Source organism: Vibrio sp. 10N.222.54.E6, from assembly GCF_041473955.1.
GTDB classification, from domain to species: domain Bacteria; phylum Pseudomonadota; class Gammaproteobacteria; order Enterobacterales; family Vibrionaceae; genus Vibrio; species Vibrio tasmaniensis_A.
On the sequence record NZ_JBFRTD010000018.1, the window covers coordinates 1 to 13,268 of the forward strand.

General features: G+C 45.8%; 7 protein-coding genes. 2 read left to right on the forward strand and 5 right to left on the reverse strand.

Annotation, left to right across the window (positions count from 1 at the left end; genetic code table 11):
• The first annotated feature begins 346 nt into the window (after positions 1-346).
• On the forward strand, positions 347-604 hold the full coding sequence (locus AB4513_RS12435) for a hypothetical protein (RefSeq protein ID WP_004731488.1): 258 nt from the start codon (positions 347-349) through the stop codon (positions 602-604).
• A 108-nt stretch (positions 605-712) separates the two neighbouring features.
• Here the strand turns inward: AB4513_RS12435 and AB4513_RS12440 are convergent, their stop codons facing one another.
• The 5 genes from AB4513_RS12440 to AB4513_RS12460 all read right to left on the reverse strand — a co-directional run bounded on the left by AB4513_RS12440 (position 713) and on the right by AB4513_RS12460 (position 8,293).
• A complete protein-coding gene (locus AB4513_RS12440; RefSeq protein ID WP_009845523.1) occupies positions 713-1,285 on the reverse strand; it encodes a cupredoxin family protein in 573 nt (190 codons plus the stop codon).
• 107 nt (positions 1,286-1,392) lie between these two features.
• Positions 1,393-4,536 carry an efflux RND transporter permease subunit gene (locus AB4513_RS12445; protein ID WP_009845524.1) on the reverse strand — a complete coding sequence of 1,048 codons (3,144 nt, stop codon included), beginning with the start codon at positions 4,534-4,536 and terminating at the stop codon, positions 1,393-1,395.
• A complete protein-coding gene (locus AB4513_RS12450; RefSeq protein ID WP_009845525.1) occupies positions 4,533-6,275 on the reverse strand; it encodes an efflux RND transporter periplasmic adaptor subunit in 1,743 nt (580 codons plus the stop codon). Before AB4513_RS12450 ends, AB4513_RS12445 begins: the two co-directional genes overlap by 4 nt.
• Positions 6,276-6,286: 11 nt before the next feature.
• The gene (locus tag AB4513_RS12455; protein WP_009845526.1) at positions 6,287-7,729 is read right to left on the reverse strand and encodes a TolC family protein; all 1,443 of its coding nucleotides are present in this window, start codon (positions 7,727-7,729) and stop codon (positions 6,287-6,289) included.
• Positions 7,730-7,828: 99 nt separating this feature from the next.
• Complete coding sequence (locus AB4513_RS12460) at positions 7,829-8,293, reverse strand: hypothetical protein (protein ID WP_009845527.1); 465 nt, start codon at positions 8,291-8,293, stop codon at positions 7,829-7,831.
• Between the two features lie 233 nt (positions 8,294-8,526).
• Here AB4513_RS12460 and AB4513_RS12465 point away from each other — a divergent pair.
• Positions 8,527-13,268, forward strand: a 4,742-nt coding sequence (locus AB4513_RS12465; RefSeq protein ID WP_170962757.1) for a VCBS domain-containing protein, incomplete at its 3' end; no start/stop codon positions are given.

The following is a 13,268-nucleotide window of genomic DNA, read 5'->3' on the forward strand; positions in this document are numbered from 1 at the left end:
TGCGGGTTCGATTCCCGCTGCACGCTCCAATTCCTCCTTATGTTTTGTTACGTGTTTTCTTCCAGCGATACCCTATTCAAAAAACTTCTCCGCTCGTTAAACCTATAAGCATTAATCCATATAGCTTAAACCCATTTTGTTAAGTCTAACCAACCAACGCTAATTAAGCAGCTAGCGCTATTAACTCCTTAAATCGCTTCGAATTTCTTAAACCTTTCCCATTACATATTGCAGTCTAGCTTTTAACGATTTTCAAAATTGTTCCAATTTAATAATCTTGGTCAATATCTGCAAAAATCATTGTGTTAATGTGCGCGCATTAGCAACAACCCATAAATAATAAAAAATGTTTAAAAGCAATGAGTTAACAATTAACATCGAAGCAATTAATGTCGCTTTAGCAAAAGTTGAAAATGCCAATAAAATTCAGCTAGATACATTGAAAGGTTATGTGAACAGCGAGCCTGAACAAGCTGTACTGGCTTTTCGATCGCTGAATGAAGCAGAATCAATCGACGACAAGTTTAAAAAGATCATGGCAGAGCTACCGCACCTGAGCGGCGAAGCACACCACCTACTGGAAACATCGATCCTATTACAGTAATGGCCAAGAAAGATAAGTCTCAACTAGCGCGATGAGCTAAGACTTATCTTTTAGCTTTCTGTTTTTAGTACTTTCCCAGCAGCTATTTCTAGCTCTATTAGATAATGCCTAAAGCGTTATCGACTTCGCCATACCCGCTTCAGCGTGACCAGGAATATTGCACGCGAACTCTACGTTATTATCACCATGGAAATGCCAAAGCATCTGTTTCGCTTTGCCCGGCTTAACTGTAACTGTGCTGCCCGAGTCATGAGCGTGATTACCCATGTTTTTCATCATTTCACGGTGCTCTAACTGCTCTGAAGCAGAACCAATCGAGAATTCGTGATCAATCTTGCCCGTGTTCATCACAACGAACTGCACCACGTCGTTCGGCTCAATATCAACCTTGTTCTTAAATGTAATTTTCATATCGTCACTTAGCAGAACATGAACCACTTTATCCGGCTTTGCGCCTGTCGCAGGCATACCCACTTCAGACATGCCTTCCATATTCATCATCTTCGAATGGTCCATCTTTCCATCCTTCATCATGCTGAGATCCATTTTTGAATGATTCATCTCTCCACTCTTCATCATCGAGTGATCCATATTTGAGTGGTCCATATTCGAATGGTCCATTTCAGCAAAAGCCGTTGCAGTAGTTAACATCAGTGCAATCGCAATAAGTGTCTTTTTCATGATCGTTCCTTAGATTAATTCAGTTATTTATTTGTTAGTTTCACATGTTCATGTGGTACGCCCTTACTCACTCTGTTTTTGGTCAGTAAGGGCTAATAATCAATACGTTATTTGTTTGGTTCGTTTTGGCTATGCGTAATCTCACGCTGTTTCCAGAGCTTAAAGATTGCAGGCAACACCAGTAGGGTAAGCAATAGTGCAGACGCCATTCCGCCTATCATCGGCGCAGCAATTCGCTGCATCACTTCAGAGCCCGTACCCTCGCCATACATAATTGGAATGAGGCCAATAATCACCGTAAGTACTGTCATCATAACTGGGCGAACACGCAGTCCTGCGCCCTCACGAATAGCATCCGTTAGGTCTTCACGCTGAAGTGCTTTCTGGTTCTGCTCCGCATCCAACTTCTTGTAGTGCCATGCTTGATTTAGGTAGACCAACATGATCACACCTATCTCAACAGCTACCCCGGCAAGGGCGATAAAGCCCACCCCCACTGCAATGGAGAAGTTGTAATTGAGGACATGCATCAGCCATAAACCACCAACCATTGCGAGTGGCAACGTCAGCATGATCATCATCACCTCACCAACGCGGCGGAAGCTGAGGTAGAGCAACAACATGATGATTGCGATGGTGATTGGCACAACGACACTTAAACGTTCTTTGGCGCGCTCCATGTATTCGTATTGACCAGACCACGCCAATGAATATCCAGCAGGCAAGACGATTTTATCTGTAACGACTTTTTGCGCCTCTGCCACATAAGAACCAAGGTCGCGACCTTCGATGTCAACGAACACCCAGCCATTAGGACGCGCGTTCTCCGTCTTAATCATTGGTGGTCCATCTTCATAGCGAATATCTGCAACATCAGACAAAGCAATTCGCGCTCCGTTTGGTGTCACTAACGGCAGGTTCTGCAACTTAACGACAGAATCACGATAGCTTTGCGGATAACGGACATTGATTGGATAACGCTCTAGCCCTTCTACCGTTTCGCCGACATTCATACCGCCAACTGCGGTCGAAATAACCTGCTGAACCTCTTTGATGCTTAATCCGTAACGAGCAGCAGAGCGGCGCTTGATGTCTATCGTCACATAACGACCACCCGCAACACGCTCAGCGTAGACAGAAGCAGTACCACTCACGCTATTGAGGATGGGTTCAAGTTGAGAGCCAATATCCTCAATCACGCTCAGATCTGGGCCTGCGATTTTGATACCAATTGGCGTTTTAATACCCGTCGCCAACATGTCGATACGTGTTTTGATTGGCATGACCCAAGCGTTGGTCAAACCGGGGAATTGAATCAGATCATCAAACTCTTTACGCAGAGACTCAGTAGTGACACCGTCACGCCACTGTTCTCGCGGTTTAAGCTGAATAACCGTTTCAATCATGGTCAGTGGCGCAGGATCGGTTGCCGTCTCTGCTCGACCAATTTTGCCCCACGTGGTTTCGACTTCTGGAATGGTTTTGATGAGCTTGTTGGTTTGTTGCAACAACTCACGAGCCTTACCTATTGAGATGCCCGGATACGTGGTTGGCATGTACATCAAATCCCCTTCGTCCAAAGGAGGGATGAACTCGCTGCCAAGCTTACTGGTTGGGTAATAAGCAGACGCCATTAAGCCAAGTGCGATAACAATCATCACCTTGGGATATTTTAGGCTGAGGTTTAGAAGCGGTTTATACATCGCCACTAGGCTACGGTTTACTGGGTTTTTATGTTCAGGTAGCACGTTACCGCGAATGAAATAACCCATTAACACAGGCACCAGCGTGATTGCCAAACCGGCTGCTGTAGCCATCGCATACGTCTTGGTAAACGCAAGTGGCGAGAACATCTTGCCCTCTTGCCCTTCTAGCGCGAACACAGGCACAAAGCTCAAGGTAATGATAATCAGAGAGAAGAACAGCGGTGCGCCAACTTCTTCTGCTGCCTTACCAATCACCTGCCAACGGTTTTTGTCAGTGAGCGGAGTCCGTTCAATGTGTTTATGAACGTTCTCAATCATCACGATGGCACCATCCACCATGGCGCCAATCGCAATCGCGATCCCGCCAAGAGACATAATGTTGGCGTTAATACCCTGCCAATGCATAACGATGAATGCGCCTAAGATACCGACAGGCAGACTTAGCGCGATAACCAGTGATGATCGGATATGGAACAAGAACAGCGCACACACGACGGCGACCACGATGAACTCTTCAGCCAGCTTCTTCCAAAGGTTTTCAACGGCTGAATCAATCAAAGTAGAACGGTCATAAGTTGCGACAATCTCGACACCATCAGGTAAGCCAGCTTGCAGTTCAGCGAGCTTGGATTTCACCGAGTCGATCACTTCACTGGCATTTTCACCAAAGCGCATCACAATAACGCCGCCAACCGCTTCACCCTCACCATTGAGTTCCGAGATACCACGACGCATTTGCGGGCCAAGATTAATGTCAGCAATGTCACCTAATAGCAGCGGAGTACCTTTGTCGGTCACTTTTAGCGGCAGAGATTGAATATCTTCGATGCTTGTCAGGTAACCGGTGGTACGAACCATATGTTCGGCTTCCGCAATCTCAACAACAGACGCTCCTGTTTCTTGATTACCATCTTGGATCGCCTTGTTGACTTGCTGAAGCGTCAGGTCATATGCACGTAACTTGGCAGGATCAATCTGTACTTGATACTGCTTCACCATGCCGCCAACGGTCGCCACTTCAGACACGCCTTCTACAGTTTGCAATTCATACTTCAAGAACCAATCTTGCAAACTACGAAGTTCCGCTAAGTCGTGCTGACCTGTTTTATCTTGCAACACGTAGCTGTAAACCCAGCCCACACCGGTTGCATCGGGTCCTAGTGTTGGCTTGGCACTCGATGGTAAGTTAGGTGCAACTTGGCTTAAGTACTCCAACACTCGTGAACGCGCCCAGTACATATCGGTATCGTCATTGAAGATGATATAGACATAGGAATCACCAAAGAACGAGTAGCCACGAACTGTTTCAGCACCCGGTACAGCTAACATGGCGGTGGTCAATGGATAGGTCACCTGATCCTCGACCACCTGTGGGGCTTGACCCGGATAACTGGTTTTGATGATTACCTGAACATCTGACAAATCAGGAATGGCATCGACAGGTGTATTTTTAACGCTGTATAAACCGCCAAATACGATGGCGACAGTGGCAACCAGCACTAAGAAACGGTTGCTAATAGACCAGCGAATAATTGCATTGATCATAGTTCGCCCTCACCCGTGCTATTCGTCGGTTCGAGAGATTTGAGCACATAATCAGAACCTTGCTTCGCCACTAGAAACCGAATGGTTTGACCCTCGGCAAACTCAGATAAATCAAGGTCATCACTGGCTTGGAAATTCATTTCACCCGCTTTCCAATTCCACTCAGGGACTGGCTGATGTTTTACAGTGATCATGCCAAAATCTGCCATCAACATGGTAATGTCACCCGTTACCCAAACTTCGCCGGCGATCTTGTGTTTGTTGACCTTGTAATCAACAACCTCGTATCGCCCTGACTCTGTCTTTCGCATCTCAAAGTCAATTGCCTTACCACGTTCCACGTCACTCATGTCCAAGCCTTCCGCAAAGGTGAAGTTCATCACCATGCCCGGCCAATCCCATTCTGGAACAGGCTGATGGTTAATCATCACCATACGACTGCCTTGCATAACGTCGGAAATTTCACCGTTCGCCCATACGGTTTCAGCTTCTTCCTCAACACTATTGATGCGTGACAGATCAGCAGATTGGCTCGATTCAGAATCCAACATGAAGTGCGCAGAAGTGACAATGTTTTCACCTTGCTCCAGCCCTTGAAGCACTTCTATTTTTTCGCCAGCTTCACGACCAACCTCAATACGAGCAGAGCGATACTTGCCAGAACCTTCTGACATCACCACTCGAGTCATACCACCGGAGTGAATCACCGAAGATCTTGGGATAGTAAGGACAGCTTCATCACTGATGGGTTTCAGCGCAATATTGGCAAACATATTTGGCTTAAGCTCGCCATTTGGGTTGGAGAACTTCAAACGAACACGCAAGGTTCGAGTTTTTGGATCAAGGATTGGGTACACGTAATCGACATTACCTAACCACTCTTTGCCGGGAATGGCATCTAGAGTCATCACCGCATTGCTGCCTGACGAGATCCAGTGCGCTTGACGCTCAAACACCTCAGCATCAACCCATACTTCACCTAATGGGCCTGCACTGATCACCGCTTGTGCAGGTGAAAGGTAACCACCTTCTCGGATATTCAGGCTTGCGATGACACCATCAGCTGGCGCTTTGACTTCAATGGTTTGCGAAGCTTTGCCTTTGCGCGTAATAGAGCGGATTTGAGTCTTATCAACACCCAAGGTAATTAAGCGTTCAGTCGAACCTTTGATCAAACCTTTACGACCCGTTTTATAAGCACTGATCAACTCGTCTTGTGCTTTAACAAGCTCTGGAGAATAGAGTGTGAAAAGCACATCACCTTTGTTTACCTTCTCACCTACTGCGTTGATGGAGAGTTTTTCCACCCAACCAGAAACACGGACGTTGGTTTGCCATAGCGCACTTTCATCAAATGCCACGTAGCCAACCGTTTCAATGCGTGGTGATAGCGCTTCTCTCGTGACTTGTGCGGTTTTCACGCCAAGGTTATTTTCCACAAAAGAATCAATAAACACGGTTCCGGGCTTATCTTTGGCTCCGCCGTTCACATCGTCAGCATATACAGGGATAAGATCCATCCCCATTGGTGACTGACCCGGCTTGTCTCGCTGATAATTTGGGTCCATCGGAGCCACCCAATACAGAGGTTCATCCTTGGTTTGTTTACTTACTTCGGCGCCTGTACTCGTTGCCATTGCTGACATGTTATGTGCTGACCCAACGACAAAGTGATTCACACTAAAACCCAATGCACCACCGACCAATAAAGCGATTGTTGCTACTTTTACTGTACTCATTGTCTATTCCCTTATTGATTGGCTGTGTGTTTAGTTGCGCTTGAGTTGAGTTGTGGTTGGTTTACTTGGTATTCAAAGCCACTGACTAACGCCGCCAGTTTGCTGTTAACGATGTTGAGATCGGTGATCAAACGTTGTTGCTCTAACTTAAGCGCCAACTCATCGGTCGTTGCTAAAATGACATCGTTAAACTGAGCGGTATTGTTTTGATAGCCCCTCTCAACCGCACTGATTCGTGCTGCGGTTTGAGGAAGCAAAGACGTTTGATAGCGCTCTAATCGCTGGATCAGATTTGATCTGTCCACCAGCAATGCGTTCACTTGTGCGTTCATTTGGGAAAGTAAGGTGTCTTTTTGAGATTTAGCCGCACCAACTTGATACTGAGCAGCCGATAAGTTTTTATCTTGTCGGTTCCCTGTAAACAGCGGGATGTCGACTGTCAGATAAGCACTCACCAGATCAGAAGCAGGTTCACCCGCCATGTTGTTGGCTTGACGGTGTGCATACATCACTTCGACCCCAAACTGTGGCGTATAAGCTTGCTCTGCTAACTCAACCTGAGTTTGATTGGAGGAAATACTGACATCGGAGATCTTAACCAAAGGATGGTCAGTCAGTAGCTGGTAGTGCTTGGATGAATCGATATTGGTCGCTAATTTGCTTTCCAACAACGACCAATCGATTTGGTTAGTTGCATTCAGTGTGCCCTGAGAATCAAGAACCTGAGAGCCTAGCCAATCAGAACCCAACCATTCAGAAAGCTGAGAGATTAGACGACGCTGAACCTGCTGGTTTGCCTGAAGTTTCTCATCAAGCTTGCTCACTTGGAGCTGAGCATTAAGCAGATCTTGCGCTTCACTTTTACCAATCGAGTAATTGGTTTGTACATAGTTTTCAAGCTCAACCAACAAACGACGATTTTGACGAATCACCGACTCAGCCTTTTGCTGATAACCTAACTCAAGCCAAAGCTGCGTCATGCTATTCGCAACCGTCAATTCTCTTGCTTGCACCTGCAAAGCCAAACCATCCGCTTGCTGCCCCGCTTTTTTCTGCTGTAGATCCAGCGTATCGCCACGTTCAAATTGCTGCATCAGACCAACCGAGATATTGGTCATTGGGTCTTCATCAAACTGGAAGCGATCGACTGGCAGACCACCAAATCCGACTTTTAGTTTCGGATCCATCAAGGTTGCGCTGGCAATGCCCGTTTCTCGCATCGCTTGAGACTGAGCAAAGTACTGTTTGCGATTTCCATCTTCGCTTAAAGCAATCTCAATCAGTGTATTGAGTTGCTGCGTCGAGCTTGCTTGGTCATGTGCTGAAATGTGTTGAGCATTTGAAGCTGACGCCGTGGTAGCCGCGAGCGTAGCACTTGAAAACAAGGCCATAGGCAAGGCAGCAGCAACCACTAAGCTCGTGTTCATGACAAACACAGAGGTTGTTGGTTTCATATTCACAATGAATGTCCATATCTAGCGCTAATTAGCGCATAAAAAAGAATGGCTTATCAGATTTATCTAACTGATATAACTGTATTTTTAGATATAGATTTATGCGGAAGGTGGGCGTAGCAAAGATTGAGCGCGTGCGACTTTCTGGCCAATCGTGACCGATTGAAAACGAGCTAATGAAAAGGAAAGTTGATCAACGGCTTGAACAGCCTGGATTGGATAGGGACTTGCAGAACACATTGAGGCACAGCAATCGGCACTCGAACAATGGTTACCCATCATCGGACTGCCGTCTTCGCTCATTGAAGACATATCGAATTGAGCCATCAAAGCATGGGCACTCATGTTAGAGTCTTCAGCGTGTACTTCTTCACTCATCACATGGCATCCCGCCTTTGAGTCATTAACCGAAGTATCGCTGTGGTAACAAGCCGACTTACCCGAGCTCATTTCCAACATCATTACTTCAGTCATCAAGGCTGAGGAGCTTGAGGCATAGCTAGACATCAACATCGCAATGATGCTGAAAACAATAATCCAAGTTTTTCGGAATGTGTTTGTCATAGCTTACCTTTGAATTTACAACGCAACTATAAACGTTCCCCTTAGGGTAAGGTCAATGCCATTGTGCCGATATTTGCCTGACCGTTGAAAAAGTATTCATCCTCTCTTTCATCAAAATGAGATAATTCTTCGACTTTGCAGTTTTTTCTTTAAAAATTATCCAATTAGCTAGCGAAACCTCTATCTGTGTATTTTACTTAAGATAGTGCAACCACGATTCACGGATGATAAAAATGGCTAACAAAAAAAACGTCGAAGCAAACAAGAAAAATACAGAAATCAAAAATAAGAAAAGTAACAAGCTAGAACAAAAGAAACCAACACAAAAAAAGAAGCGCAGACTGCATTCACATCTAAAAGTGAATATCCCACTTTTTCAGTCACTCATGATGATTTTGCCATCATTGGCTAAACACGCTGCTGCAGAGAGCATAGACAATTCCAGTGACGCTGCAGATCAAGTAACCGCAAATAACGTGACAGCAAAAGATTCCAGCGACCACCATGGAAAAACCGACTCATCAGCGGTTACTCATCAAGAGGCTCAAACGAGCGACAGCGACGTAAACTCGACCTTAAGTGCAAGTCATGCCGCCCATGGTTCGAGCTCTCACCTGGTTCCTTCTCATCATTTATCGACGCTTTCTCACCCGCAAGTCCATTACATTCCTTCGGTATCGATGCCTACTATCTCCTCAGGGAGTAACGGTCAGCCGACTCATTCGAATGCGCCTACGACGCCCGCTTTACCCGTCACCTTTATGCCAGAAGTTATAAAAGGTACCTACGGAGAGCTTCATGTTGATGCCAATGGTCAATACACATTCGTATTGAATCCAAATTCTCCTCAATACATCCTGTTAAATCAGCACCAATCAGGTACTGACCATTTTGCGTTACATCTATCTAATGGCTCGAGCATCATTGTTCAGGTACCGGTAACAGGTAAGCAAGACACGCCAAATATTTCTGGAGACCTAACAGGTGTCGTAACAGAAGATCACAATATTGATTCACAAGGCTTGTTACATGCGAACGGTAAAATTGATGTCATAGACCCTGATCAAAATGAAAGTTCGGTTACGCCGGAAGTTATCTCAGGTAAATATGGTTCATTAACTATCGATGCTGATGGACACTGGCAGTATCAAGTTGATAACTCGCTCTCTAATGTTCAAGCTTTAACCGCAGCCACTTCATTGCACGAAAGCTTCACTATTCACACCAAAGACGGCACACCGCAAACCATCGATATGACGATTGGTGGGAACGACGACAACGCCGTAATTACGGGTGTGGATGCTGGCACGTTAACTGAAGATTTAACGACACAAGTTCAAGGGCAGCTTTCGGTAACGGACTCTGATCTTGGAGAGGACCACTTTCAAGCCTCACAAGTGACTAGTAATTTCGGTACGCTAAGCATAACCAAAGACGGTGCGTGGACATACAGCTTAAACAACAATAACCCAGTAGTTCAAAGACTTGGCCAAGGTTCAACTGCGACAGACATCGTCACTGTTCACTCAGCTGATGGTACAGCGCATCAAGTTATGGTTACGATCAATGGCACCAACGACCATGCAGTAATCACGAGTAGTACAGCAAATTCACCAAGTTCGTTTTTCGCTATCGGGACAAGTAATGGCTCAAGCCAAGTTACTGAAGATAAAGACCTAACGGTTTCAGGCCAACTCAACATCACCGATATCGACTCAAAAGAGGCGCATTTTTCTAATTCCGACCTCAAGGGGACACTGGGTACTTTACACCTTAAAGACAATGGCGATTGGACCTACGATCTAGATAATAAAAACCCACAAGTTCAGGCTCTTGGTCAAGGCTCTGCGACAACAGACATCATAACCATCCACTCCGCCGACGGCACTCCTCATCAAATTGCAATTACCGTTAACGGCACCAATGATAAAGCCGTGATAAGCGGAACCAGTGCCGGCGTGGTAACCGAAGAGTCCCAACTTCAGACCTCGGGCACACTTGCGGTAACGGATGTAGATACTGGCGAAGCGCACTTCGCTACTTCATCCACAGGAAGTACCGATATTGCAGGCTCGTTTGGTATGCTACATCTAACCGATTCGGGGGCTTGGACGTACGATCTTGATAACACTAACCCGACCGTTCAAGCATTAGGTAAGGGCTCGACAGCTACTGATACCATCACCGTTCATTCTGCTGATGGCACGCCGCATCAAGTGACTATCACAGTAAATGGCACTAATGACGCAGCTACTGTCAGCAGTGCGACCGTTGCCATCTATGAAACCGACAAAGCGGTAACCACCTCAGGCACCCTCACCAGTACCGATGTTGATAACCCAGACAATACCTTCACACCAGATTCTATCTCAGGCACCAACGGTGATCTCACCATTGATACCACTGGCCACTGGGTATTCACCGCCAACAGTGCGTTTAATCAATTAAACGTCGGCGATAAAGTAGAAGAAACCTTCACGGTGTCGTCTGTTGATGGCACACCGTCCACTATCAAGGTGACAATTAACGGTACTAACGACACAGCTACTGTCAGCAGTGCGACCGTTGCCATCGATGAAACCGACAAAGCGGTGACAACCTCAGGCACCCTAACCAGTATCGACGTCGATAACCCAGATAACGCATTCACGCCAGATTCCATTGTTGGATCTAACGGCGACCTAACTATTGATGCTAATGGGCATTGGGTGTTCATCGCCAACAGCGCGTTTAATCAATTGAATGTCGGCGATAAAGTCGAAGAGACCTTCACGGTGTCGTCTATTGATGGCACACCTTCGACCATCAAAATTACTATTAATGGTACCAATGACAAAGCCGTGATAAGCGGAACAAGTGCTGGCGCGGTCACCGAAGAATCTCAACTTCAAACCTCTGGCTCACTGACTGTGACTGATGTTGATGCCGGTCAAGCGCACTTCTCCAATACCGATATTGCTGGGACTTTAGGCACCTTACACCTCACTAATTCGGGGACATGGACTTACGACTTAGATAACACCAACCCAACCGTTCAAGCGTTAGGTAAAGGAACAACCGCTACCGATACCATTACTGTTCATTCTGCTGACGGCACACCACATCAAATTACTATTACGGTTAATGGTACTAACGACAAGGCCATCATTGGCGGGACAAACTCTGGTGCAGTGACTGAAGAATCTCAACTTCAGACGTCAGGTACACTGACTGTCACTGACGTAGATACTGGTGAAGCACACTTCTCCAACACTGATATTGCAGGCACATTAGGCACTTTACATTTAACTGATAACGGCACTTGGACTTACGATTTAGATAATACGAATCCACAAGTTCAAGCGCTAGGCAAAGGAGCAACCGCTACCGATACCATCACTGTTCATTCTGCTGATGGCACGCCACATCAAGTGACTATCACAGTAAATGGCACCAATGATACGGCTGTAATTGGCGGTACAAGTGCTGGCGCAGTAACAGAAGAGACACAACTACAAACTACTGGCACATTAACCATTACTGATACCGATAGCGGTGAAGCACACTTTGCCAATACTGATATCCAAGGCTCCTTAGGTACATTACATCTAACAGATAATGGCGCTTGGACGTACGATCTTGATAACACCAATCCTATCGTTCAAGCGTTAGGTAATGGCGCAACCGCTACTGATACCATTACCGTTCATTCAGCCGATGGCACACCTCATCAAGTCACCATTACAGTGAACGGCACTAATGATAATGCTGTGGTAGGTGGAATAGATACTGCAAGTGTCACTGAGAAAGCTGCTGGAGATAATATGTCACCAGATCATGCTCAATCGGGTATGGCGACACTTCGAGTTAGTACACTAAACGCTAATGGACATTTATCTGTGATTGATCCTGACTCTGGTCAGTCTGGCTTTGCTGATAATAATGTGGGGTATAACTATCACGGTACATATGGTGACTTAATTTTAAATCCAAATGGCGATTGGAATTACTATGCCGATGCTGGAAGTCTCAGTCACATTGGTGGAAGGCCCACGACCAGAGGCTCCGCTATCGATAAGTTAGGTGAGGGTGAAACACTCACAGACACTATCACCGTTCACACAAAAGATGGAACACCACATAATATAGTCATCACTATCAATGGTAGTAACGACAGGCCTTATTGCTCTTCAGAAGTACAACTCAACGCAGGTACTGAAGATACGAGACAAACCATTACAGCTGCACAACTGTTACAAAATTCAATAGATGTCGATAAAAATGACTCTGGACTGCTTACAGTAGCAAACCTTCATCCAGATCACGGCTCGATTTTAGATAACCAAAATGGTACATACACTTTCACACCAGAAAAAGACTATAACGGTAAAGTTCATTTCACCTATGATGTCAAAGATGCACATGGCGGTGTCACTCATACTGGAGCTACCAGCAGTTTAAGTGCTGTTGCTGATAAAGCGGTTATAAGCGGTAGTGATACCGGAACGATTATTGAAGATCATAATGTGGGTCACAGTTCATTACAGCCTGTCGTTGCATCGGGTTTGCTGAGTGTGACAGATCCTGATGCAGGGCAAGACCATTTTCAGGTCAATCTGTTATTAGGAGAACAGGCGATTCACGATCCCTTTGGTGGTTTTTTACGCATTACACCAAGTGGCGCTTGGGGATATGAAGTAGCCAATAGTCGCTTGCAATCATTAGCTGAAGGTGAAGTAGAAAAAGTTGTATATCGTGTTTACTCTGCAGACCACACTGCCCACGATATAACAATAACGGTGACAGGCACCAACGATCAACCGAGCATTACTGCGACGACACTTGCACATGGCACTGAAGATACGCATTACCAAATGCAAGCCAGTCAGTTTGGATTCAGTGATATCGACACAGGCGATACGTTACATTCCATCGCAATCACAGATCTACCATCAGCAACACAAGGTAAGTTTGTACTTGATGGACACGATGTTAC